Genomic DNA, 25,188 nt, shown 5'->3' on the forward strand with positions numbered 1-25,188 from the left:
CGGTGGGCAGGGTGTAGATCCGGACGGTGTCGACGCGGGCGTGGCCGAGGAGTTCGGCGACCAGGACGAGGTCGGCGCCGTCAAGGCACGAACCMGAGTCCCGGGCCCGGTAGCCGTCGTCGCCATGTTCGGATGGGCGCGGTGGGCATGGCGCGGGCCACCAGAGCGACGGCGAGAAGGTCGGCCTCGCGGCCCGGTGGGGCGACCAGGTGCAGGCCAACCGGTTCCCCGACACCGGTTAGGCCTGCTGGGATGCTGATCGCAGGATGGCCGGTGATGTTGAACGCCCAGGTGAGTGCCACGCTCATCGTCTCCCCGGGCCCCTGGTGGCCGTGCGGGGGGTTGGGTGTGGTCGGGGTGGCGAGCAGGTCGTGCCCGGCGAACAGGCCACCGAGAGAGCGCAGCAGGGCGGCCCGGGTACCGGCGGTGTCCTGGCCGCTGTGACGCAGGGACACCCAGCAGTCCGCCGGGTCGGGCAAGCACGGCACGGCATCGGTCACCGCGAGCGCGCCGGCTCGGGCGAGGGCGTCCAGGTGGGTGCGGGCCACCTCGGCGACCGCCGGGGCCGTATCGGCGAAACCGAGCGTGGCCGACCACGCCGTGCGCAGCGGCCGGTCGGGGCGGCGCAGCGCCGGCAGGGTCGCGGTGCCCGCGACGGCGTCGAGGTAGGCGGCCGCGTCGGCGGGCTCGCGGGCCAGCACGCCGGCAGCGTTGAGACCCGCGCGGTCGCGGGCGGGCACCCGGCCGCCCGTGAGTTTCAGGCCCACGACGCCGCACCACGCCGCCGGGATGCGCACCGAACCGGCGCCGTCGCTGCCGGTGGCCAAGGGAACCAGGCCGGCGGCGACGGCGGCGGCCGATCCGGCGGACGACCCGCCGGGGCTCCAAGCCGGGTCGTGCGGATTGAGAGTCGGGCCGCGGTCGGTGTGCCCCCAGGTCTGCCAGGTAGTGCCCGGGCCCGGGGTGGCGGTGGCACCGACCGGTACGCAGCCGCCCGCGAGCAGCCGGCGGGTCTGGGTCGAGGTCAGCCCCTCGGTAACCTTCACCCCCAGAGGCACCCCGGCCAGCGGCGGCCGTTCGCCCGCGCGGACCCGGCGGTCCACGTCGGCCGCGTGGGCGTACGCCTGCTCGGGCCACAGGGCGGCGAAGGCCCGCACCGCCGAATCGCCGTCCGCGATACGCGCAAGCGCGTCGCGGGTCATCTGCTCGGCGGATAGCTCCCCGGCGTGGACCAGGGCGGCGATGCGCAGCGCGGACAGTCCGCCGCTCACCGGGGCCGCCGGGGCGGGGTGGGGATCGGTGGAGGAGGTGGCGGTTCCCGCCGGGGTGGGGTACGAGATGGGGACGGGTTGCGGGTCGGGAAGGCGGCGCGCGTCGTGGTCTGGGCGCGGGTCCGGGGCGACGCCGGGGGCAGCGCCCAGGGGCGCAGGTTCGGGTCGGCCTCCTGGCGGACGATGCGTTCCATCAGCACGGCCATCTCGACCGGGCCGACCCCACCGGGCACCGGGGTGATCCGCTACGGGATCCCGACGGCGCTGGGGTGGATGTCGCCGGCCACCGACCCGTCGGCGCGCGGCATGAACCCGGAGTCCACAACGAGGCACTGGTGGGCGCCGATGTGCTCGCCGATGTGCTCGCCGGTGAGCAGGTGGGCTGTCCGGTGGCGGAGACCACGATGTCGGCCTTGCGGGCGGCACGCAGGTCGTCGCGGAAGGCGCCATCGCGGTAGTCGAGGTCCACGCGGGTGAAGGTCTGGGGCCCGCCGTCGTCATCGGGGAAGGAGAACGGCCCGTGGTGAGTGATCCAGACCAGCGATGCGGGGTCCAGGGTGGCGTAGGGCCGCATGGCCGCGAGGAACGCCACGGCGACCCCGGCCATATCTCCGCTGATCCCGAGACGGTCGGGGTTGTCGGCCAGCTCGGACAGGACCGCGACCGGCGGTTCGGGTGCGGCGCGCAGCACCAGCCGGGCCAAGCAGTGCGCCTGCCCCCCGACGGCATGCTGCCAGGTGATCAGCGCTGCGACTCGTCTGGCCTGCACGGAGTCGAGGACCAGAGTCTGGGTGTCATCGACGTGGCCCCGTCTGCGGGTCGCGGAGACCTTCGTGGTGAACCTGTTGTCCTCCCAGCAGGAGGAGGTCGCCCGGCGCTTCRCCCGCAGCGGGATCGACCGATTCGCCTCGCCGACCCGCTRGACCAGGCTGCCCACCGGCGAGCCCCTGCTCGACGGGGGACGGGCGTGGCTGCGCTGCTCCGCCCGGCCACCCGTCGAGGCCGGGGACCATTTCCTCGTCATCGGCCAGGTCCTTGAGGCKGACACCGACCCGGAGGCGTCCCCGCTCATCTACCACGACCGGACCTTCCACGTCCTGCCATCGTAACCCGCGGCCGGCCAGAGGAGCATGACCGGCTCAACCGGCTCGGCACCGCTCTCGACCCTGCCCTCGGCACCGCTCTCGGCACCGCTCTCGGCACCGCTCTCGGCACCGCTCTCGACATCGCCCGCCGAGCGGGGCTCCGGTCGCCGTGGCGCAGGCCCCGGCCGCGCATCGGCACACCACGGAACAACCCACCTGTTCAGCGCGCAGATGCGGAACTATCATGCACAGAGTTTCGTATCTGCGGATTAGCTCAGCGACATGGTCCGCGGCTGCGGCAGTCGGACAACGGGTGAACGGGTGGAGGAACGGGACACGTGAGATTTCGCAGGATGAAGACGGTGGCCCTGGCGGTGCTCGGCGCCGGGCTTCTCGCGACCGCCGGATGTGGCGGCAGCGACGGYGGCGCTGCCGCGACACCCTCCGCCACGGCCAGCAGCGCCGCGAGCGGAGTACAAGGGACCGTCAAGGTGCTCGCCGCCGCCTCGCTGACGGGGTCGTTCACCCAGCTCGGCAAGGACTTCGAGGCCGCGAACCCCGGATCGAAGGTGACCTTCTCCTTCGCCGGCAGCTCGCAGCTGGCCCAGCAGATCACCTCCGGCGCCCCGRCCGACGTGTTCGCCGCGGYGAGCCCGGCCACGATGAAGACCGTCACCGACGCCGGCGACAACGTCGGCGCGCCCAAGGTCTTCGTCCGCAACCAGCTCGTCATCGCCGTACCGAAGGGCAACCCGAAGGGCATCACCGATCTGCCCGCCCTGACCAAGCCTGGGGTGAAGGTCGCGCTGTGCGCCGAGCAGGTGCCCTGCGGAGCCGCCGCGAAGAAGGCGCTCGCCGCCACCGGAGTGAACCTGACCCCGGTCACCCTGGAGCAGGACGTCAAGTCCGCGCTGTCGAAGGTCACCCTCGGTGAGGTCGACGCCGCGCTGGTCTACCGCACGGACGTCAAGGCGTCGGCGGGCAAGGTGGACGGCGTCGAGTTCCCCGAATCCGCCAAGGCGATCAACGACTACCCGATCGTCGCGCTGAAGAACGCGCCMAACGCCGTCGGCGCCACCGCGTTCGTCAACTTCATCCTGTCCGACAAGGCGAGCACCGTGCTGACCAACGCGGGATTCCAGGCCCCCTGACCCAGGCCCCCTGACCCAGGCCCCTGGCCGAGGCCCCTAGCCGAGGTCCGCCACGGCATCCCACGATCCGGCGAAGGACCTCTCCGCCTCGGGCCCGCGGGACGGTGTCCCCCTCCCGCGGGTTCGAGGCCGCCTCGGGGTTCGAGGCCGCCTCGGGGTTCGAGCTGTTCGAGCTCCCTCCGGGCCACCAGGTGTTAGGCGTTGTATGAACCGCTCCCTTCGGGGGCGTTGTGGCTGGCCGATGTACGGCGAGGACGAATTCGTGTTCGCCGCTCCACGCACCGGCGCCCGCGGCTACCTACTCAGTCGACGAGGGTCGCGATCTGGCTCTTGYCACCCTTGCCGATGATCWGATCGCCTTCGAGGTGGCCTTCGAGGTGGCCTGGGACGGCGCACCGCGCCTCCAGGTCAAGGGACACCACGTCCTATCAGATCCAGCCCTGTGACTGGATCCACACGTGGTGCACTGACCTATTGAGACCRCGCAGAAACACGCCATTAATGCTACACAATGCAACAGATGGTTACGCGGAAAGGCTCAGTAACGTGGTCGACGTCGATACCACTCCTGGTGAGCAGTTCCTCGGTATCCCGAGCGGACCGGGCCAATCGCGAGTACCACCGGAATCTTGCGAACTCTGGCACCGGCACCAACGGCCCGACGGCGCGGAGACATATCGGTYGATCATGCCGACCGCTTCCACCGACCCTGCCGCAACAGACCCGGCTCGGCCAATAGGGAGACGAAGCGGCGCTTCGCGTCGAGCCGTATCGCGGGCGCCAGGTCCTTATGGCAACCATACCCTTACGTTAATGATTAATATGGCCTGGATGGTCGGTCGCAAAGCCGTTCGTGTTAGATATGAACGGATCTGAACGGACCGGAGCGCGGTCACGGCTCCAATACCAGTGCCCGCCCGGGAGGCGCCATGACAACRCCGCCCGTCCCTGGGGCCACTGACCTGGCTGGCGCGAGGAAAGGCCTGGCATGAGGAAAGGCCAGGTCACCCAGGCGGTGCCGGTACCGCCGCCGCTGCGTCCCGACGACCGGTTCGGAAACGTCGTCGACCGGATCCGCACCGTCGCCATGGTCTGCCACGACGTCGTGGCGGTCCGCGACGAACACCGTGCCGTTACCTTCGCCCAGCTCGTCGCCTGGGTGGACGTCGTCGCCGACCGCATCCTTCGKCAGCCCGCCGCGGCTGACCCGGACACGCCCGTCGCGGTGCTGTTGCCCCACGGCGCGAGCGGGATCGCCGCCGTCCTGGGCGTCATCGCGAGCGGCCGGCCCTGCGTGCCCCTCGACAGGATGCATCCCACCGACCGTCTCGCTCAGGTCGTGGGACTGGCGGGGGCCTCGGTGTGCGTCACCGGACCGACTGGCTCCGCCGACCAGCGGACTGCCGCCGCGCTGCCGGGGATCGTGGAGACTATCGACGTCGGCGACGAGCGCGTCGCCGACTGGTCCCCGGCGCTGGCTGACCGGGTGGCGTCGACCGCGCCGCGCCGGGCCGATACCGATCCAGCCGTGCTCATCTTCACCTCCGGGTCGACCGGAGTACCGAAGGGTGTCGTGTGGCACCACCGCGCCCTGCTGGGCATCCACTACGCCATCCAGGTCCAGGACGTGATGCGGCTGGTTCCGGGCGACCGCCTGCCGCTCTTCCTGCCCTACTCCTTCATCTCGGGGATGAACCGGACGGTCGGTGGCCTGGTCTTCGGCACCACCCTCGAGATGTACGACCCTCGGGTCCGCGGCGTCCGAGACCTGGCCGACTGGCTGCGCGCCACCCGGCCGGCCGGCATCGTGGCCACGCCGGCGCTGATCCGGATCGTGTTCGGCTGCCTTGAGCCGGACGAGGTGCTCGACGACCTCCGATTCGTCATGTCGGTCGGCGAGGCGATCTACGCCCGCGACGTCGAGTTGGCCCGCCACCACCTACCGCCGGCCGCGGCGTTCCTGGTCTCCTACGGAGCCTCGGAGCTCGGCACGGCGACCTGTGCCCCGATCTGGTCGGACGACGACCTGCCCGACGGCGTGATGCCGGCCGGGCGGCCGGTGGTTGACGTCGCGGTGAGGGTGGTCTCGCCGGATGGCATCGAGATGCCGCCCGGTGAGACGGGGGAGATCGTCGTGATGGGCCACTTCATCACGGGGGGCTACTGGCGGGCGCCGGCGGCGAGCRCATCGCGGTTCGGCATCGGGCCGGACGGCACACCCACCTACCGCACCGGAGACCTCGGGCGCATCGACGCCAGCGGCCAGCTCAGGGTTGTCGGCCGCAACGACGCGGCCGTGAAGATCCGTGGGTACCTCGTCGAGCCGATCGAAATCGAGTCCGCCCTGCTGGCGAGCTCGGATGTGCTAGAAGCCGTCGTCGTGGCCGACAGGACCACGCAGCGGGCCCGCCTGGTCGCCTACGTCGTCCCCGTGACCGGCGCCCGGGTCTCACCGGCCTCGATCAGGCGCCTGCTACGGGCCAAGCTGYCGTCCTACATGGTGCCGGCCACCGTCATGCTGGTCACCGCGCTACCGAGGACCGACCGCAGCAAGGTCGACCGACTGAACCTGCCCCCCGCCGGTCCGAAACCCGGCCAGGACCCGCCCCGCGACCAGTGGGAAGAGGCCGTCGCCGGTGTGTGGGCCGCCGCCCTGCACCTCGACGACGTCGGTATCCACGACGACTTCGTCGAACTCGGCGGCGATTCCCTCATCGCCGAAGAGCTCCTCACCAGAGTCGCCGACGAACTCGGTGTCAAACTCCCCACCTCCACCGTCGCCGACGCCCCCACCGTCGCCGAGTTCACCGCCCGCCTGCGCAATGCCGGCACCGACGTCCTACGCCACCCCACCGTCGTCCCGCTGCGCACCACCGGCAGCGGCGGGCCCCTCTTCTGTTTCTGCGGCGCCGGCGGCCTCGCTGTCGGCATGCTTGGCTTTGCCCGCCACTTCGACGGCGAACGCCCCGTCTACGGCGTCCAAGCCCACGGCCTCGAATACCGCGGTCTCCCCGACTGGTCCATCTACGCCGCCGCCCGCCGTCACGCCCGCACCCTGCGCCTACTCCAACCCGCCGGCCCCTACTACCTCGCCGGCCACTCCTTCGGCGGCCTCGTCGCCCTCGAAACCGCGAGACTCCTCACCGAGGCCGGCGAGCACGTCGAACTGCTCGTCCTCATCGACAGCTTCCTGCCCGACACGTCCTCCGGCGTCTTCGCGGGAGGAGTGCAGCCCTCTCAGCTTCCAGTTCCGGGGGGCCCGACCAGGAGCTCGAATCCGGCCCCAGCCTTGGACCRTGCGAGGGGATCGGCTATGGGCCCGGCGCGCGCGGGGGCTGCCGCACGGGTCCTGCTCGGCTGGGCCCGGCAGGCGGCCCAACTCCCGTTGGCTGGCGTCGTTCAGTTCAAGGGCATGAACCAGTACGACGTCTTCTACAACCAGTCGCGGGTGCTCACGAGGTTCTACCGGCCCAAGCCCTGGAACGGGCGGGCGCTGGTCTACCTGGCGGCCGCCTCGCCGCCGCACCGTACGGAGGCCTGGCGCCCGCTGCTGACCGGCGAGACGACCTACCGCACCGTGGGCGGCGACCACGACACCGTGCTGCGCGAACCCGTCGTAAGCGAGATCGCGGCCGACATCCGGGCGGTCCTCGCTGGCTGTACCAGCTCCCGCAAGGCGTGAACGGCTGCCGCTTGAGTGCTTCCGGAGTGACTGGCAATCCTGGCGACCGGGAGAACGCGATCCCGTGGCCAGGCCGACAGCGAAAGGTCCGTGTTCGTGAGGGTGCAGGACGCAATCAATGTCGAGGACTTCCGGGAACTGGCGCGCCGCAGGCTTCCCCGGGCGGTTTTCGACGCCATGGAGGGCGGCGCCGGCGACGAGGTGTCGCTCAGGCGTAACCGCACGGCGTTCGACCGCATCGAGTTCCGCCCGCGGCCGCTCGCCGACGTCGCCACACGAGACCTCTCGACTACCGTGTTCGGCGAGCGGCTGTCGATGCCGATCATGCTGGCGCCCACGGGCGCGGGCCGCCTCGCGCGCTCGTCCGCGGAGATCGCTGTGGCGAGGGCCGCGGCGCGGGCGGACATCGTGTACATGCAGAGCACCGTGGCAGCCTTCCCGCTCGAGGATGTCGCCGCGCGCTCGACCGGCACGCTGTGGTATCAGCTCTACCTGCCCCCCAACCGCGCCGAGGTCGGGAACCTCGTCCGGCGGATCGCGGCGGCGGGTTACCGGGCCCTGGCCATCACCATCGACACGCCGGTCCTGGGCAACCGTGAACGCGACACCCGCAACAAGCTCATGAGTCGGCCGCCGCATCCCAAGATGCTGCTGCAGGGGGCCAGCAAGCCGGCGTGGGCGACCGATTTCATCCGCGGCAAATTCGACTTCATGCRCAAATTCGACTTCATGCGCAAATTCGACTTCATGCGCGGCCAATTCGGCGCCGGCCGTCCCGGCGGCCCGTCCCGGCTAAGCCTCAACCAGACCCGAGCGACAATCAAATCGTCGTCGGACTGCGTCACCTGGGAGGACGTCGAGCGGATCCGGTCGTTGTGGGAAGGCCCGTTGCTCCTCAAGGGCCTGATGCGCGGGGACGAGTGCGACCGGCTCGTCGAGCTGGGCGTCGACGGTGTCGTGGTCTCGAACCATGGCGGGCGGCAGTTGGACGGCGTCCCCGCGACCATCGATATTCTGCCGGAGGTGGTTGACGCGGCGGCGCGCAGACTCACGGTGTTCCTCGACGGAGGTGTCCGGCGAGGCAACGACGTGGTCAAGGCGCTGGCCCTCGGCGCCGCAGGGGTCTTCGTGGGTCGGCCCTACCTGTACGGCCTCGCCGCGGGCGGCGAGGCCGGTGTCCTACGGATGATTGAACTGCTGCGCGTGGAATTCGACCACGCGATGGCACTGCTCGGCGCCGCGACCGTGGCGGACCTCGACCGCAGCCTCGTCTCGGGCGCACGTATCCCCAGCACCCTCTCACCGTCGACGCGATAGGCCATGCCTGTCGACGGCCGAGTCGGGCTGCTTGGCGACCTTCCGTCACCGCCTGCTACCTTAACGGCATGCTCTCCGTGTCGTGGCAGGGACCCGGCACCGCCGGTCTCCRGACRGCCGTCAGCGAACGTTCGTATGCCAGAGGTGTGCACTACGCCCAGCAGAGCGCGGTCACGAGGATCGACTGGGACCCCGACGAGAACACCCTCCAGGGCCGGGTGCGTGGAAGCGGCGGCGAGGTCTACGCGACGAACGCGCAGTTCTCGGGTGACGGTCCGTCCTCTTGGACGTTCCAGTACGGCTCGTGCACCTGCCCGGTGGGCGCCGACTGCAAGCACGTCGTGGCGCTGGTGCTGACGGCCACGACAGGCGCGACGGCCACGGCGAGCGCGGCAACGGGTGCGGCGGCCCCCGGCCCATCGGCGCGGCGGTCCGGGTCCTCCCCGCGGTCGGCTCGGCCCCGGCCGGCTCAGCCGCGGCCGTCCCGGTCGGCTGCCTGGACCGAGGACCTGGGAGAGCTGCTGGGTTCCTCGCCCGCCGTCGGCGGCGGCCATGGCGGGGCCGCCGGGACGACGCCGTTGGCCGTCGAGCTGAGCTTCACGGCGGATCCGCCGGCCCACGGCGGCGGGYCCGAGCTGGGCCTGCGGGTCACGGCCCGGCTGGTGCAGCCGGGCCGGAACGGCTGGGTCAACGCCATCGGGTGGGACGCCCTCAACGCGGCGTACCAGACCCGCGAGTACCAACAGCCGCAGGTACGGCTGCTGCAGGAGTTCTTCGCCGTGTACCGGGCCCATGAGGAGCGGTATGGGTACTCGTACTACTCCTCCTACTCTTCCGSCGGCGCGAAACGACTCGATCTCTGCGCGTTCGAAAGCCGGCAGCTCTGGTCGATGCTCGACGAGGCCGAGGCGGTCGGCCTCCGGTTCGTGCATGCCCGCAAGAAGCTCGGCGACGTGAGCCGRTACGGTTCCGCGGAACTGTGCCTGAACGTCACCCAGGACGAGAGCACGCAGTCGCTGGTCGTGGCTCCCCTGCTCCACCTCGGCGGGACGGCGACGGACGCCGCCGTGTTCTCGTTCATCGGCCGCGACGGCCACGGCGTCGTGTACGTCGACCGGGCGGAGGTCCTGACCTCCGACGACCATCGGGACTGGCACGTCCGGCTCGCGCGGCTCGCCCAGCCGGTGCCGCCACGGCTGCAGCGGATGGCGGTCGGGAACCGGAGCCTGCGGGTGCCCCGCAGCGAGGAGTCCCGCTTCCGCGCGGAGTTCTACCCGCGCCTGCGGCGCCTGGCCCCCGTGGTGTCCAGCGACGGTTCCTTCGAGCCGCCGGAGGTGCCGCCGCCGGCCCTGGTGCTGCACGCCTCCTACGGCGATGACCACGAACTCGACCTCAGCTGGGGATGGGCCTACGAGGTCGGCGGCGAGCGGATCCACGTGCCGCTGTACGCGACGGAGCCGGACGGCACCGAACCGGACGGCACGATGCTGCCCGCCGCGACGCCTCCCGCCGCGGAACCGGACGGGTTACGGGATCCGCGCCAGGAGCAGGACGCGTTGCGGGACGTGCTGGCGGCGCTGGATCTGCCCTCCGGCACGGCCGCCCTGCTCGCCGGTGACCAGGGTTCCGGTCTGCGGCCACGGGTGCGGCTGCGCGGCGTCGACACGATGCGCGCGACGACGGAGCTGCTCCCGTTGCTGGCGGACCGGCCCGGGGTGGCCGTCGAGGTCAGCGGTGACCCCGCGGCCTACCGGGAGGCCGGCGACTCGCTGCTCATCGGCCTGTCCACCGAYGATGTGGTGGGCGAGACCGACTGGTTCGATCTCGGGGTCACCGTCACCGTGGAGGGCCGGCAGGTGCCGTTCACGGACGTCTTCCTGGCGCTGAGTCAGGGGCAGTCGCACCTGCTCCTCGCCGACGGCGCCTACTTCAGCCTGCAGAAGCCCGAGCTGCAGTCGTTGCGGCGACTGATCGAGGAGGCGCGGGCACTGCAGGACTCACCCGGCGGCCCGCTGCGGATCAGTCGGTTCCAGGTCGGGCTGTGGGAGGAGCTCGCCGGGCTCGGTGTGGTCGAGCGCCAGGCGCGGTCGTGGCGCCAGCAGGTGACGGGGCTGCTGGAGCTGGGTGCCGAGGGCCAGCTCGAACAGGAGCCGCCGGCGACGCTCGCGGCGACGTTGCGCTCCTACCAGCTCGACGGTTTCCGGTGGCTGGCGTTCCTCTGGAAGTACCGGCTGGGCGGGGTGCTCGCCGACGACATGGGCCTGGGAAAGACGCTGCAGACGCTGGCGCTGGTCTGCCACGCCCGGCAGGCCGATCCCGAGCTCGCGCCGTTCCTCGTCGTCGCGCCGACGAGCGTCGTGTCGAACTGGGCCGCGGAGGCGGCCCGGTTCGCGCCCGGGCTGCGAACGGTGGCGATCCGCGACACGCAGCGGCGGCGTGGCGAGGCCCTCGACGAGGCGGTGTCGGGCGCCGACCTGGTGATCACCTCGTACACGCTCTTCCGCCTCGAGCACGAGGAGTACGCGAGCCTGGCCTGGTCGGGCCTGATCCTCGACGAGGCCCAGATGATCAAGAATCACCAGGCGAAGGCCTACCGGTGCGCCCGGCTGCTGCCGGCGCCGTTCAAACTGGCCGTCACCGGGACCCCGATGGAGAACAACCTGATGGAGCTGTGGTCGCTGCTGTCGGTGGCCGCGCCCGGCCTGTTCCCGAACCCGATCCGCTTCCGYGACTACTACGCCCGGCCGGTCGAGAAGCAGAACGACGTCGAGCTGCTCGCCCAGCTCCGACGGCGGATCAGGCCGCTGATGATGCGCCGCACCAAGGAACAGGTGGCGCCCGAGCTCCCGCCAAAGCAGGAACAGGTCCTGGAGGTGGACCTGCACCCGCGGCACCGCAGGCTCTACCAGACCTATCTGCAACGGGAACGGCAGAAGGTACTGGGCCTGGTCGACGACATGAACCGCAACCGCTTCACGATCCTGCGCTCGCTGACCCTGCTGCGCCAGCTCAGCCTGCACGCCGGCCTGGTGGACGACCACCACRCAGACCTGCCGTGCGCCAAGATCGACGCTCTGTTCGAGCAGCTCACCGACGTCGTCGACAGTGGTCACCGGGCCCTGGTCTTCAGCCAGTTCACCGGATTTCTCGGCAAGGTACGCGAACGGTTGTCCGCCCTCGGTGTGGAGCACTGCTACCTCGACGGCCGGACCCGCGACCGGTCCACCGTGCTCGAGCGGTTCAAGACGGGGTCGGCCCCGGTTTTTCTCGTCAGCCTGAAAGCCGGCGGGTTCGGCCTGAACCTGACCGAGGCGGACTACTGTTTCCTGCTCGATCCGTGGTGGAATCCCGCGACCGAGGAACAGGCGGTGGACCGGACGCACCGCATCGGGCAGTCCCGCAACGTCATGGTCTACCGCCTCGTCGCCCGGGACACGATCGAGGAGAAGGTGATGGCGATGAAGGACCGGAAGGCACGGCTGTTCTCCAGCGTCATGGACGACGGTGACGTGTTCAGCTCGACGCTCGACGCCGACGACATCCGCGAGCTGTTCGCCTGACGCCCCCGGACCGCCTCTGCCTCGTGGCCGGTGGCCTGACGGGCGCGGGCGGGTTCACCCGGTTCCACCGATGGGCGCCCAYCGGGGCCTGTGGCCGGGCCGTCGACCGGCAGTTAGGCGAGGTCAGGGCGTCGGCGCCTGTCAGGGTGACGACGTCGGGTTCCACACACCGGGGCGGACCTCTACGGTGATGCCTCGTGCGGGTCATCTGGGCGGCGTTGGCCGCGATCGTCGTGTCCGTCGGGGTACTGACCGGCTGCAACGCGTCCCCCGCGGCGGACGCGGCCGCGGGGGACGCGGCCGCGGGGGGGACATCGGTGAGCACGTCGGCGGTGCCGATCGCGGCCGCCGGGGAGTGCGGAGGCAGGGTGACCGACCTCGCCGGGGTCGAGAAACTCCTCTCCGAACCGGTCGGCTGCCCGGGCGGCACGAACAGCTTCTGGCACGGCGAACTCGGCGACGCGTGGACACCACCGCGGTTCGTCCCCTACCGGGACGGCCAGGTTCCGCAGGACGCCTGCGGCGCGCAGGTGAACGATCCCAAGCAGTTCGCGGACAACGCACTGTACTGCCAGCTCGACGACACCGTCGCCTACAGCGTCGACTTCATGACGGAGCTGTTCCAGGCGGGTGGAGCGTCCTACCCGCTGTTTGTGATCATGCACGAGCTGGGCCATCGGGGCGCCCGGATCGGCGGGACGATCGGCGTGGTGTCGCGCGCGGAGGAGAACCAGGCCGACTGCTTCGCCGGCCGCCAGGCCAAGAGCGCGCACGACGCCAAGCGCATCGCGTTCACCGACGCGCTGCAGGGCGCGCTGCTGTTCTACAGCATCGGCGACACCCGCGACAGTGGCTGGTTCGACCAGGAGGCGGCCTCCGCCCCCGGCGCCCACGGCACCCCCCGTCAACGCGCCCAGGCCTTCTCCTTCGGCTACCTGCGCGACAGCGACACCTGCCACCGGCTCGGCCAGTCCGAGAGCGGAAGCGTGCCGCTGTTCTGACCCAGCTACGCCAGTAGCGGGGTGATGTTGGCCGGCTGAGGCTGCCACCAGGGCGTGACCGGCACCTCGCCGCCGCCCTCGACCGGCTCGACGCCCTGCCCGCCGCCACCTGACAGCTGGCCGCCGAGCCCCCGCGCACCCGTCGCACCACCCCACCCCGACCTCACAGCCACCCCCACACCCCGGAAAGGACCCCGGCCCGCCCGGAGCAACATTCGGGCTCTCGGCGTACCCGAAACCGGCCGGGAAGCCCTCCCCACCGATTTCGATCACGAAACCGACCGGCAAACAATCACCATCACGCTACTGGCGGATTTGGGTCTGACCCCGGCGCCGCACCGGTCAAATCCATCGAATTATCTGGTCACGATCCGTTCCCCGGTCACGTCGCACCGACCGAGACGGCCAGCGCCGGACGGACCGGGGCGGGCAGCCATCCCGCTCCGGGCCGGTTCGGCACCTGACGCCAGCCCAGGCCGGGCACGAGCAGGGCCAGCTCTCCGGAGGGACGCCGGGCCAGCGGGATCCGCTCCTCCCAGCGTGCCGCACCGGCTCCCGTCGGCACGGTGAACCCGACGACGAGCTCGTCGGGCAGCGTCGCACCGGCGATGCCGAGCTCGTCCGGTCCGAGCGGGGTGCCGGTCGTCACCGTGAAGGTGTGCGTGATCCCGGGAGCGTCCGCGGGCCCGGCGTTCGCGGGCCCGAATTGGACGGTTCTGGTCGTGGCACCCAACCGGATGTATAGGGTGCCACCGGAGCCACCAGCACCACCGGGATCGCGCGCCGTCACCTGGACGCGGACGCGGTTGCCGGCGACTTGGCGCAGCGCGGTGAAGGACCCGAAGTAGCTCGCGGGCGCGGCCGGGTCGACGATCTCGTCGGGACGCAGCCGGTAGACCGCCCGGCCCGGCATCCGGTCGGGCAGGGTGRCCGTGCCGGCACCGATGTCGGCGGCGTACACCACCGGCCCGGCGAGGTCCGGGGTGTTCCGCAGCATCTGGTACGGCACCTGGGTGTAACGGCTCGGGACGCCGGGCGTCACGACGACCACCGCCGGGGCCGGGTAGCGGTCCGGCAGCAGCGCGTCAAGGAACGCGTTGCGGTCGTTCACCCATCGCTGGCCGGCGACCTTGTCCGGGATCGCGTCCACAGTGAGGAGGATCAGGCCCGCGGCGGCGAGGACCGCGATGACGGGTCTGCGCAGACCTGATCCGCGCAGAACGGGTCGCCGCGGGACGGGTCGGGCCGGCGGAGAGCCGGTGCCGGGCCACGGGGAGAACCACCGTTCGCTCATGGACCACACCCGGCGGGCGCCGTCGGCGGCGAGAATCATGATCGGGGCGAACGCGGCCAGATGGTAGTGCGGACCGAGACCGTTGAGCAGGCCCGGCATCGCGAACGCCGAACCCCACCAGAAGAAGTAGCCGCCACCGACGGCGGCGACGATGACGACCAGCAGGACGCGCTCGGGACGGCGGTGCGCCCGCAGCGCGCCGAAGATCGCGAGTACGAGGACCGCGACGCCCCCGAACACCCAGCTCGGGGCCGCCACGACGGTGCCGTGCAGGGCCTCGAGGGCGAGCCGGCGGGTGAACAGGAACGTCGGCTCCGAGGGCAGGATGCGACGCGGCCCGAAACCGAAGCGGTCCAGCGGATCGGAGGCCGACAGCGGCGCCCGGAGCGCAGAACCGGTCACCCGCCGGCAGTACGCCAGGAGCACGACAACGAACGGCGCCAGGCCGGCGAGTGCCCAGGCGGTCCGGTGCGCCACGGCACGCATGAACCGACCACCCGCGGACCGGCCACCCGCGGACCGCCACAGCCGCGCCAGCACGAACACCACGACGGGAACGGCGACGATCACCGCGTCGAAGGGCCGCAGGAGCAGGACGAATCCCAGGCCTGCCCCGCCGCCGATGAGCGACAGCCGCGCCCCGGTCCGGCCGCCACGCAGCAGCGCCGCGCACGCCAGGGTCAGCGTCGCGGCTCCGCACGCGTAGGCGAGGGGCAGCGAGGTGTGTACCAGGACGAGCGGGGACAGCGCGACGAACACCGCCGCCGTGACCGCGGTGACCGCGTCGTCGAAGAGCTCGCGGGCCAGCCGGTACGTCCCGGCCACCCAGCCGGCCGCCACCAGGGCCGGGGCGACGGCCATGGTGGCGAACAACGCCTGGGACGCGGCGAGCAGCGCCGGCCACCCGGGAAGGTACTTGGTGAACACCCGCCCGTCGTGCTCCCCGGTCAGCCAGGGCCGGAAGAACGGCTCGACGGTGTTCGCGTCCAGGGTGAGGCGGCCGTCGAGCAGCATGCGCGCCTGCAGGACGTAGGCCGCCTCGTCCGCGTCACCCGAGCCGTGCCGGTACAGCGTCGCCTGCAGGACCAGGCTGACGACAAACGAACACCCGCAGATGGCCGCGACGATCAGCGCCGGCGTGCGGCCCGACCGGCGGGCCCGGCGGCGGGCCGCCGTCGACCCGCCGTCCATCTGATGGACCGGCTTCGACGCACACCGACACGGCATAACAGACAACGGCATAACAGACATAAGCGTAGACAGCCGGCAACTGGCCATGACTGCCGGGTACCAGGTCAAAGGGTTCCGGTCACCGGGTTCCGGTCACCGGCGGGTCCCGACGTTGACAGCGGGTCAGCGCGGCCCGGTGCCGGGCGGGACGGCGTCCCCCCAGGAGGCCCGCCGGGCCCAGCGGTATGCCTCCTTCTCGCTGYGGGAAACGACCACGTCACGCTGCCGCGGCATGACCACGTCACCCTGCCGCGGCGCCTCGCAGACCGTCAGCCGGACATGGCCCGAGCGGGCCCGCGGCACGCGCAGCACCCGACCGGCGGCGTGCGCGGGCGGCCGGCGCGACGCGACGAGGTAGGAGTACTTCTCGTCCTCGTACCCGAGCGCACCGTCCTTCATCGCCCGGTGCAGTGCGCTGCGCTCGACCCGCCGGCCGAAGTGGCACCAGTCCCCCGCCGTCATCGGGCAGTCGTCGTCGGCGGGGCAGGGCGCGGTGATGGTCGCGCCGGTCTCGACGAGCGCCGAGCGCGCGGCGCGGATCCGCGCGAAGCCGGCCGGGGTTCCCGCGTCGATGATGACCAACTCCGCCGCGGTGGCCCGCCACCACGCGGCCACGGCTGCGGCCCGGTCGCCGTCGGCGAGCTCGCCCAGCACATAGGCCGCCACTGTCAGGTCGGCCCGGTCCGCGCCGTCGCCGGGCGGGGTGAGCACGGACGTGCGCTGCCAGGTCGCGGTGCCCAGCGCCGGCGCGCCACCGCGGCGGGCCAGCCGGCGACCGACGTCGATCATCAGCGCGGACCGCTCGACCAGGACGGCCCGGGTCACGCCGGGGAAGACCGCCAGCGCGGCCCAGGTCGCCGTCCCGGGACCCGCGCCCAGGTCGAGGACGGACCCGGGCCGCCAGTCCGGGCGGCGCAGCGCCACCTCACCGAGAACCGCGCGGGTGACCGCCAGCGTCGCGGGCAGTCGGGCGGCGAGGTAGGCCTGGACGTGATCCGCCGTCAGCTCGCCGTCACCCGGTGTGGCGGTGTTCGCGCGATACCGGTCGGACAACTCCCGGTAGGCGCGGGACATCGCCCGCGCCGGCGGGGTCCCCACGGACGCGCCCGTCTCGGCCGCGGCCGCGGCGAGCAGACCGGCCACCACACCCTCGTGTCCCTCGCGTCCCTCGCGTCCCGACCCGTACCGCACGGTCGAAGCGTAGCCGCGGTGCCACGGCCCCGAACGAAATACGCTGACGCGAATCCCGCCCGGGGTGCCGCCGGTGCCCGTGGTGGGGGTCACGTCCAGGTCGACACGTCCAGGTCGACAACGTTGACCGACGAGCCAGCCGGCGGGGCAAGCCGACGGGTCAGAGCGAGGGCCCCGCGGTGGCCGCGGGAACCAGCCCGGCCGAGACGGTGTCGATGACGGCGGCCTGCTGGTCCGACAGATAGAAATGGCCACCGGGAAAGACCTTCAGCGTGAACGCACCGGTCGTGTGCGCCCGCCATTGTTCGGCCTCGGCCACGGTGGCCTTGGCGTCGGAATCCCCGACCAGCACGGTAATCGCCGTACCGATCACCGCGTCCGACGGGGCAGAATACGTTTCGATCGCCCGGTAGTCCGCCCGGGTGGGCGGCAGGATCAGCTTCAGTATTTCGGGATCGGCGAGGATGCGCGGGTCGGTTCCACCAAGCGCACGGATTTCCCGCAGAAAACCCTCGTCGTCCAGGAGATGCACGGATTCRGCGCGGGAGGCCGACGGGGCTCTGCGGCCGGATGCGAACAGCACGAACGGCACCGGGCCGCCCGCCGCCTCCAGCCGGCGGGTCACCTCGAAGGCGACGGTCGACCCCATACTGTGACCGAAGAACGCCAGCGGGCGGTCGGTGAGGGGACGCAGCACGTCGGCAATGCGGTCCGCGAGGGGTTCGATGGCCGTCTCGGGCCTCTCCGTCCGCCGGTCCTGGCGGCCCGGATACTGCACCGAACGCACCTCGGCGACCGGCGACAATGCCCTGGATAGCGGAACGTAGAAGCTTGYCGCGCCGCCCGCATGGGGAAAACAGACAAGCCGCGGGGCGCTCGCCGACGCCGGATGGAAACGCCTCAGCCACAGATCGACGTCACTGGACACGGCCACCGCCGCGGTCGGATACTCGCATGATGATAGTACACCGCTCTCGTGATGGAATCGAATTATCCGGGGAATCCCTCAGTCTCCAGCTTAGGCGATGCAAGGGTTCCCGGGGCTCTTTTCCGCTCGGCGTTCGACTCGGCGTTCGACACATCACCTCCGGCAACAGGACCACTAGGTGGCGGGCGGCCCGGTGTGGGAAACGGGAAAGTGTGGCGGGTTAGCAATGGCGGAGACTGTGGACCGTGACTAACCCTCTACAGTTCGGGCGCCGGGCGCCGGGGCGCCGGGGCGTGGCGGGTCGTCGACGGCCGCGGCCCGCATGCGGTCCACCACCAGTGTGGCGATCGCGGCGGCGACCGAAACGAGACCTCCGATGTAGAACCCGGCGCGGGCGCCACGGTGCTCGGTGAGCCAGCCGACGAACAGGGCACCTAGCGGCGTCGATCCCTGCAGGATCAGGGTATAGATCGCCATCACCCGGYCTCGGTACTGCGGATCGCTGCCGAGCTGGATGCGGTGGTTCGCCGCCTGAGCGAAGTAGATCGTCGCGAAGCCGGTAGGGATCAGGAGCACGGCCGCCGTGGCATAGCTGGGCGCCCAGCCGGTCACCGTCTCCAGCAGGCCGAACGCGAGCGCGGATCCGATCACCGTGCCGGCCGACGGGCGGGTGCGGCGGGCGGTCGTCACGAGGGCCGCGAGCAGCGATCCGGCGGCGAGCCCGCTGGTGAGCAGCCCGAAGGCCGCCGCGTCGGCATGAAATACCGTCCTGGCGAGCAGGGGCACGGTGAGCTGGAAGTTCAGGCCGAACRGCCCGATCGTCGCGACGAGTCCAAGCACGAGCACCAGGTCCTCCCGGCCGAGCACGTACCGCAGTCCGTCGACGACGCGGGTGGAGGTCGCCCGGCGCGCGTCGCGGTGCATCTCGGCCGGGCGCATCATCCGCAGACCCACCACCGTCGCGAGGTAGCTCACGGCGTTGAACATCATGACCGGGCCGGTACCGAAGCCGCCGATCAACGGGCCGGCGACGGCCGGGCCGGCGACCCGGGCGACGTTGAAGTACGCCGCGCTCAGCGCCGACGCGTTGGGGAGGAGTTCGGCGCCGACCAGCTCGCTCACGAATGCCATCCGGGTCGGCATCTCGACGGCGTTCACGAGACCGAGGCCCAGTGCGAACAGGCAGATGTGCCACAGCCGGACCGTGCCGGTTAACACCAGCAGCGACAGCGCCAGGGCGAGCAGTCCGGAGGCCAGGTTCGCGACGGTCAGTAGCCGGCGTTTGTCGTAGCGGTCCGCGAGCCTTCCGCCGTAGAGGGTCAGCAACAGCATCGGGGTGAACTGCAGGGCGGTCACGAGGCCCAGGGCTGTTCCCGAGTCGCCGCTCAGCGAAAGGACGAGCCARTCCTGGGCCACGACCATCATCCAGGTTCCCGTCACGGACAACACCTGGCCACCCGCGAAGAGCCGGAAATTGTAGACGGACAAGGAACGGAAGGTGCCCTTGATGATGGTCTTCTCCTCGGGACGACGAAGTCATGAGGCGAACAGCGCGCCCGGCCCCACTGCCCACATCGACAATGATGGSGCGCGCGGCCGAGACTGTCCCCGTTCTCGTGTTCTCGCCGTTGGGACTGTTCTCACCATCGGTAGCGATTCTCACTGTCGGTAGCGATTCTCACCATCGGGAGCGCTGGGAAGATTCGCCCGGTCCCCGCCCACCGTGCGAGAAGCGACACTCACGGCGGCGCGGGCCGGTCAATGGTCAGATCGCGGGGCCCGGGTTGAGGATGCCGGCCGGGTCGAAGACCTGACGGAGCCGGAGTTGCAGGTCGTGGCTGCGTGAGCCGAGCTCCGTGGCGAGCCAGCGCCGTTTGAGCACCCCGACGCCGTGCTCGCCGGTCACCGTTCCGCCCAGGTCCAGCGCGGTGGCGAAGATCTGCTCGGCGGCGTGCCAGGCACGCTCGGGGATGGCGGGGTCGGCGGGGTCGACGGGGTCGACGGGGTCGACGGGGTCGACGGGGTCGACCACGATGATGGGATGCAGGTTGCCGTCGGCGGCGTGGGCCAGAGTGAAGATGTCCACGCCGGTGGCGGCGCCGATCTCGACGATGCGCGCGGCGGCCTGCGCCATCCGGCCGCGCGGCACGGCGATGTCCTCGATGAGCACCCGGCCGAGGCGCTCCAGCGCGGGTAGCGCCGAGCGGCGCGCGGCGAGCAGCGCCTCCGCCGTGGCCTCGTCCACCGACCGCCGGACCCTCCTCGCCCGCTCGGCGAGAATGCCCTCGACGGCATCGGCCTCCTCTCCCGCGCCCGACCCGTCGGTCTGGACGAGCAGGAAGACCTCGCCGGCGGAGGCAAGGTCGCTGCCGGTGGCGGCGTCGACGGCCCGCACCGTGCGGCCGTCGAGCAGTTCGGCCACGGCCACGACGATCCCGGCGACGCCGAGCGCGGTGACGGCCTCGGCGGCCTCGGCGAAGGTGTCGAAGAAGGCCGCCAGGGTGACCGTGGAGCGCGGCGCGGGCCGCAGCCGCACGGTGGCGCCGACGACCACCCCGAGAGTTCCCTCCGATCCGACGAACAACCCGGTCAGGTCGTAGCCGGCGACCCCCTTGACGGTTCGCCGCCCGGTGCTGATGCGCTCGCCGTCTGCGAGGACGACGTCCAGACCGAGCACCGACTCCCGGGTCACGCCGTACTTCGCACAGCTCAGGCCCCCGGCGTTCGTCGCGATGTTCCCGCCGATGGTGGAGATGGCCGCGCTCGCCGGATCCGGCGCGTAGCACAGGCCGACCTCGCGGGCCGCCCGATCGAGATCGGCGGTGATCACGCCAGGCTCGACGACCGCGACCGCGTCGGTAACCGACAGCTCGCGGATGCGGTTCATTCCGGACAGGTCGAGCACGACGCTGCCCGCCGAGGCCGCGGCTCCCCCGGCGAGGCCGGTACCGGCGCCGCGCACCGTCACCGCTACCCGCGCCGCGCTCGCCGCCCGCAGCACCGCCTGGACGTCGGTCACCTCGCGCGCGAACGCGACGCCGATCGGGCGGCCCGCGGGCTGCCAGCCGGACCGGTCCCACCGGTGGGCGTTGACGACGGCCGGATCGGTGCTCCACTGCCCGGCCGGCAGCGCGACCGCGAACCGCGCCGGGGTCATTGCGGACCCGTGGCGACGGGCCGGTCGGGGTCGGCCGACCAGGCCGACCAGGAACCCGGGTACAGGGCGGCGTCGATGCCGGCGACGGCGAGCGCGGCGATCTCGTGGGAGGCCGTCACTCCGGATCCGCAGTACACCCCGACCGGCCGCGCCCGCCCGCCGGCCCCGTTCCCGTCGCCGCCGACGCCGACGTCGCCGCCGCCGCCGACGCCGAGGGCCGCGAACCGGGCCCGCAGCTCGTCCCGGGGCAGGAACCGGCCACTCGCGTCGAGGTTCTCCCCCGTCGCGGCGCTCACCGCTCCCGGGATGTGGCCGGCGCGCGGGTCGATCGGTTCCACCTCGCCGCGATACCGCTCGGCCGCACGGGCGTCGAGGAGGACACCCTCGCGGGCCACCCGGGCGGCGCCGTCCGCGTCGAGCACCGGCAGCTGACCGGCGTGCAGGACGATGTCGCCGGGCGCCGAGATGATCTCGCCGGTCTCGAGCGGGAACCCGGCCTCCTGCCAGGCCGCGAGTGCCCCGTCGAGGATGCGGACGTCGGCGACGCCCGCCCAGCGCAGCAGCCACCAGGCCCGGGCGGCGGACAGCCCGCCGACCGCGTCGTAGACCACGACCGCACGCCCGGCGGTCAGCCCCCAGCGCCGGGCGGCCTGCTGGAGGTTGACGAGCTCGGGCAACGGATGCCGCCCGGCGGTCCCGCCCGGTGCGGCGGCGAGCTCGGTGTCCAGGTCGACGTAGACCGCGCCCGGCAGGTGGCCCTCGCGGTAGTGGTCGTGCCCGTGGGGGTCACCCAGGGCCCAGCGGACGTCGAGCAGCAGCGGYGGGCCGGGCGAGAGCAGCTCGTCGTGCAGACGTCTCACGTTGACGAGGACCTCCCCGAGCGCCACGCCGGCACGTGTCCTGCCGGCATCCGGGGCCACGTCGGCATAGGGGACCACGTCGGCATAGGGGACCACGTCGGCATAGGGGACCACGCCGGCATAGGGGACCACGCCGGCAGGTGCCGAGACCAGCAGGGCGGCGAGGTCGGCCTGGTCGAATCCGCCCGGCGGCGTGCCGGTGCGCGCCGCGGTGGCGATCCGCCGCTGCACCCCGGCGTTGACCGGTGCCGCCAGCCCGTGCAGGCGGGCCAGCAGCACGATCTCGCCGTTGAGGAAGTCCGACTCGACCGACCCGCCACGCGCCAGGCTCTGCCAGGTGGAGCTGCCCTCCCGGGAGAAGCCGGGGATCTCGTGCGGAACGAGGCCGGACAGGTCGAGCCCGTCGTCCGGACAGACGCCGGCGGTCTCCACGCCGGCCGCGGCGAACACCCGCCGCGCCTCCTCGACCAGCACGGCAGCCGCCGCGTCGCGCAGCTCGCTCGGAGCGTAGATCGCGTCGAGGTTGTAGGCCAGATTGCCCAGCAGCTTGCCGGCCTTGCGTCGGTCGATGTCCGCGACGACCGCGACGGCGAACGAGGCTCGGCGCAGGTCGGCCGCGACARCCTCGGCGGTCGGGTCGTCAACGGCGCCGCGAGGGGCGCGGCCCAGGTAGAAGGCCGCCGCGAGCGGGGCCGCCGGGGACACGACCTCGCCGGGTCGCACGTGCGAGGAGGGGCTGAGGACGACCGCGTCGATCACCGTGGCGAACCGGCGCAACGCCGYACGGGCGTTCTCGATCCCGTTCTGAAGCAGCACGACGGGCAGCGCCTCCGCCGCCGTGCGCCGCGTGCCGTCAACGTCAACCGGCCGCCATGCCCACTGCGCGAGCAGCGCCTCGGAGTCCTGCGACTTGGTGGCGAGGACGAGCACGTCGTCACCACGCAGGTCGACCTCGTCCGGGCCGCCGACGACGTCGAGGGGGATCCGCCGCTCGTCGGGCTCACCGCCGGGCGTGGCCGGCGGTCGGATGTAGCGCAGCCCGCCCGCCCGCAGCGCCGCGAGGTTCGCGCCCCGGGCCACGACGACGACGTCGATCCCGGCGAGCCGCAGCTCCACGGCGACGGTCGCGCCGACGGCCCCGGCTCCGATGACGATGTACCTGCGACTCACCGTGCGTGCGTACCCGCGACTCACCGTGCGTGCGTACCTGCGACTCATCGTGCGTCCTTTCCTTGGGCGGCGGCGAGTGCGGCCGCGAACCGTTGCCCGGGAATCGCGCCGAGCAGCTCGCGGGTGTGGTCCTGCGTCGGCGCGGTGAGGACGTCGGCCGCCGGAGCACTCTCGACGATGCGGCCGGCGCGCAGCACCGCGACCTCGTGGGCGAGCTGGGCCACGACGGCGAGATCGTGGGAAATGAAGAAGTAGGCGACCCCGAGCTCCTGCTGCAGCCGCAGGAGCAGGGTCAGGATCTGGTCCTGCACCGACACGTCGAGCGCCGAGACGGGTTCGTCGAGGAAGACCAGCTCGGGTTCGATCGCGAGTGCCCGGGCGATCGCGACCCGCTGGCGCTGGCCGCCGGAGAGCTCGATCGGCCGGCGGCCGCGGAACGCGGCGGGCAGGGCGACCTGATCGAGCAGCTCGCGCACCCGGGCGGCGCGGCTGGCCCGGTCGCCGACGCGGAAGGAGAGCAGCGGCTCGGCGATGCTCTCCCCGACGGTGAACCGCGGGTCCAGTGAGGAGAACGGGTTCTGGTGGACAAGCTGGAACCGCCGCCGCAGCGGCCGCAGCTGCGACCAGCCGGCGGAGGTGATGTCCTGCCCGTCGAGGTGGATCCGGCCGCTGGTCGGCTTCTCCAGGCCCATCGCGATGCGCGGCGCGGTGGTCTTGCCCGACCCGGACTCGCCGAGGAGGCCCAGGGTCTGGCCCGCCCGCACCGACAGGGACACCTCGTCCAGCGCCCGGAAGACCCGCTCCCCGCCCCGGGTCCGGGGCAGCCGGAAGTCCTTCGTGATCCCCTCTAGCCGCAGCAGCTCGGGAGCCGGGGGCGCCTCGGGGAAGCGCGGGACGAGGCCGCCGGTGGACGACAACGCCGGCGCCACCTCGATGAGGTGGCGGGTGTAAGGGTCGCGCGGGGTGCGCAGGATCGACGCCGGTGCCCCGCGTTCGACGACCCGGCCGCGCCGCATCACGACGACCCGGTCGGCCTGGTCGGCCGCGACCCCGAGGTCGTGGGTGATGATGAGCAGCGAGGTGCCGGACTCGGCAACCAGGCGGCCGAGATGGTCGGGGATCCGCCGCTGCACGGTGACGTCGAGCGCGCTCGTCGGTTCGTCGGCGACGATGAGGCGCGGATGCGCGGCGATCGCGATCGCGATGAGGACCCGTTGCCGCATGCCGCCGGAGAGCTGGTTCGGGTACTGCCGGGCCCGCAGGACCGGGTTGTCGAGCCCGGCCCGGTCGAGCGCCTCGACCACCTCGGCGGAGACGAGCCGCTTGTCAACGCCGCTGCGGCGCACGGCCTCGGCCACCTGCCCGCCGATCCGCATCGTCGGGTTGAGCCCGACCATCGGGTCCTGCGGGACCAGTCCGATCACCGTGCCGCGGATCGTCCGCAGCACCCGCTCGGACGCGCCGGTCACGCCGGTGCCCGCGACGGACAGCCCGGTGAGCTCCACGATGTTCCGGCCCRCCACGGCGTCCGCCTTCGTGCTCACCGTGCTCACGGCATTCACGCGCTCACCGTGTTCACCATGTTCACCGCTGCACCTCTTCGATCGTGCGGGCAATGTGGTTGAGGCTGAACACGACCAGCCCGACGAACAGACCCGGCAGCAGCGACAGCCAGGGGCTGGTGATGAGGAAGTTGCGCCCGTTCGAGATGAGTGTCCCCCATTCTGCCGCCGGTGGCGGGGCACCGAAGCCCAGGAAGCTGAGCGAGGAGATGACGAGCACGGCCGTCCCGAAGTCGAGGACCGCGAGCACCGCCACCGGACCCCACGAGTTGGGCAGGATGTGTTTCCACAGCACCCGACCCCAGGATGCGCCCCCGGTGCGGGCGGCCTCGACGTAGGCTTGGCCCTTGACCTGGAACACCTGGGCCCGGGTGGTCCGCGCGAACTGCGGCACGAGGGCCACCGCCACCGCGACCGCCATCGGCACCAGGCCGAACCCGAGGGCGGTGACGATCGCGAGCGCCAGCAGCAGCGGGATCGCGAGCAGAACGTCCACCACGCGCATGAGGAACACGTCGATCCAGCCGCCGAAGAATCCGGCGAGGACACCGATCGCGAGACCGACGACGACCGCGATGAGCACGGACGCCCCGGTTGCCCGGACCGTCATGGCGGAGCCGTGGATGACCCGGGTGAACAGGTCCCGGCCGAGTTCGTCGGTGCCGAACAGGTGGTGGAGGCTCGGGCCGCGCAGCTTCTCGGTGGGCGAGGTCGCGATTCCTGGCGAGG

General features: G+C 71.9%; 17 protein-coding genes and 2 pseudogenes. 6 read left to right on the top strand and 13 right to left on the bottom strand.

All coding sequences use genetic code 11. From position 1 onward, the window contains the following. Positions 1–80: 80 nt before the first annotated feature. From Manayef4_RS04975 to Manayef4_RS25295, 3 genes are read right to left on the bottom strand one after another with little or no spacing between them, the layout of a single operon-like run. Positions 81–1,271: an amidase gene (locus tag Manayef4_RS04975; protein ID WP_070130794.1), complete on the bottom strand. Its 1,191-nt coding sequence runs from the start codon at positions 1,269–1,271 to the stop codon at positions 81–83. Then, positions 1,268–1,504: a hypothetical protein gene (locus Manayef4_RS25290; RefSeq protein WP_035958255.1), complete on the bottom strand. Its 237-nt coding sequence runs from the start codon at positions 1,502–1,504 to the stop codon at positions 1,268–1,270. The genes Manayef4_RS04975 and Manayef4_RS25290 overlap by 4 nt, the downstream gene beginning before the upstream one ends. Continuing rightward, the gene (locus tag Manayef4_RS25295) at positions 1,465–2,040 is read right to left on the bottom strand and encodes a hypothetical protein (protein ID WP_070130795.1); all 576 of its coding nucleotides are present in this window, start codon (positions 2,038–2,040) and stop codon (positions 1,465–1,467) included. The genes Manayef4_RS25290 and Manayef4_RS25295 overlap by 40 nt, the downstream gene beginning before the upstream one ends. A gap of 22 nt (positions 2,041–2,062) precedes the next feature. On the opposite strand from Manayef4_RS25295, the gene Manayef4_RS04990 reads away from it, so the two are divergent. Both Manayef4_RS04990 and modA read left to right on the top strand, forming a co-directional pair. After that, a complete protein-coding gene (locus Manayef4_RS04990) occupies positions 2,063–2,380 on the top strand; it encodes a flavin reductase family protein (protein WP_254665461.1) in 318 nt (105 codons plus the stop codon). Positions 2,381–2,694: 314 nt separating this feature from the next. Further along, positions 2,695–3,507: a molybdate ABC transporter substrate-binding protein gene (gene modA / locus Manayef4_RS04995; protein WP_139140008.1), complete on the top strand. Its 813-nt coding sequence runs from the start codon at positions 2,695–2,697 to the stop codon at positions 3,505–3,507. A 540-nt stretch (positions 3,508–4,047) separates the two neighbouring features. Here the strand turns inward: modA and Manayef4_RS25675 are convergent. Continuing rightward, positions 4,048–4,185: pseudogene (locus Manayef4_RS25675) on the bottom strand (IS6 family transposase); the annotation flags it as partial. Between the two features lie 310 nt (positions 4,186–4,495). Here Manayef4_RS25675 and Manayef4_RS05000 point away from each other — a divergent pair. From Manayef4_RS05000 to Manayef4_RS05015, 4 genes are all read left to right on the top strand, one after another. After that, positions 4,496–7,189, top strand: a complete 2,694-nt coding sequence (locus tag Manayef4_RS05000) for an AMP-binding protein (protein WP_070130797.1) — start codon at positions 4,496–4,498, stop codon at positions 7,187–7,189. A 96-nt stretch (positions 7,190–7,285) separates the two neighbouring features. After that, the gene (locus Manayef4_RS05005) at positions 7,286–8,506 is read left to right on the top strand and encodes an alpha-hydroxy acid oxidase (RefSeq protein ID WP_070130830.1); all 1,221 of its coding nucleotides are present in this window, start codon (positions 7,286–7,288) and stop codon (positions 8,504–8,506) included. Between the two features lie 68 nt (positions 8,507–8,574). Next, positions 8,575–12,066: a DEAD/DEAH box helicase gene (locus Manayef4_RS05010; protein WP_070130798.1), complete on the top strand. Its 3,492-nt coding sequence runs from the start codon at positions 8,575–8,577 to the stop codon at positions 12,064–12,066. A gap of 197 nt (positions 12,067–12,263) precedes the next feature. Further along, positions 12,264–13,067: a metalloprotease gene (locus Manayef4_RS05015; RefSeq protein ID WP_011436821.1), complete on the top strand. Its 804-nt coding sequence runs from the start codon at positions 12,264–12,266 to the stop codon at positions 13,065–13,067. A 5-nt stretch (positions 13,068–13,072) separates the two neighbouring features. Here Manayef4_RS05015 and Manayef4_RS24770 read toward each other — a convergent pair whose 3' ends face one another. The 9 genes and pseudogenes from Manayef4_RS24770 to Manayef4_RS05055 form a co-directional block, all read right to left on the bottom strand. Then, positions 13,073–13,240, bottom strand: a complete 168-nt coding sequence (locus Manayef4_RS24770) for a hypothetical protein (RefSeq protein WP_157493410.1) — start codon at positions 13,238–13,240, stop codon at positions 13,073–13,075. A 209-nt stretch (positions 13,241–13,449) separates the two neighbouring features. Then, positions 13,450–15,552 (bottom strand): hypothetical protein, encoded by a 2,103-nt coding sequence (locus tag Manayef4_RS05020; RefSeq protein ID WP_254665463.1) that lies wholly within the window; start codon positions 15,550–15,552, stop codon positions 13,450–13,452. Between the two features lie 162 nt (positions 15,553–15,714). Continuing rightward, positions 15,715–16,782, bottom strand: coding sequence for a small ribosomal subunit Rsm22 family protein (locus Manayef4_RS05025; protein WP_083282277.1), 1,068 nt, complete (start codon positions 16,780–16,782; stop codon positions 15,715–15,717). 160 nt (positions 16,783–16,942) lie between these two features. Beyond that, positions 16,943–17,716 (bottom strand): alpha/beta fold hydrolase, encoded by a 774-nt coding sequence (locus Manayef4_RS05030; protein ID WP_070130800.1) that lies wholly within the window; start codon positions 17,714–17,716, stop codon positions 16,943–16,945. A gap of 243 nt (positions 17,717–17,959) precedes the next feature. Then, a complete protein-coding gene (locus Manayef4_RS05035) occupies positions 17,960–19,219 on the bottom strand; it encodes an MFS transporter (RefSeq protein WP_070130801.1) in 1,260 nt (419 codons plus the stop codon). Between the two features lie 256 nt (positions 19,220–19,475). After that, positions 19,476–20,867 carry an FAD-linked oxidase C-terminal domain-containing protein gene (locus Manayef4_RS05040; protein WP_070130802.1) on the bottom strand — a complete coding sequence of 464 codons (1,392 nt, stop codon included), beginning with the start codon at positions 20,865–20,867 and terminating at the stop codon, positions 19,476–19,478. Next, positions 20,864–22,897 (bottom strand): rhodanese-like domain-containing protein, encoded by a 2,034-nt coding sequence (locus tag Manayef4_RS05045; protein WP_070130832.1) that lies wholly within the window; start codon positions 22,895–22,897, stop codon positions 20,864–20,866. Before Manayef4_RS05045 ends, Manayef4_RS05040 begins: the two co-directional genes overlap by 4 nt. 44 nt (positions 22,898–22,941) lie before the next feature. After that, on the bottom strand, positions 22,942–24,459 hold the full coding sequence (locus tag Manayef4_RS05050; protein WP_070130803.1) for an ABC transporter ATP-binding protein: 1,518 nt from the start codon (positions 24,457–24,459) through the stop codon (positions 22,942–22,944). Between the two features lie 22 nt (positions 24,460–24,481). Continuing rightward, positions 24,482–25,174, bottom strand: a pseudogene (locus Manayef4_RS05055) (ABC transporter permease); the annotation flags it as partial. Between the last annotated feature and the right edge of the window lie 14 nt (positions 25,175–25,188).

This window comes from Frankia sp. CgMI4 (assembly GCF_001756285.1).
Lineage (GTDB): Bacteria > Actinomycetota > Actinomycetes > Frankiales > Frankiaceae > Frankia > Frankia casuarinae.

Excerpts from the sequence above, each read along its gene's own strand:
- Manayef4_RS05040 (WP_070130802.1), bottom strand. The coding sequence starts at position 20,867 with ATGACCCCGGCGCGGTTCGCGGTCGCGCTGCCGGCCGGGCAGTGGAGC.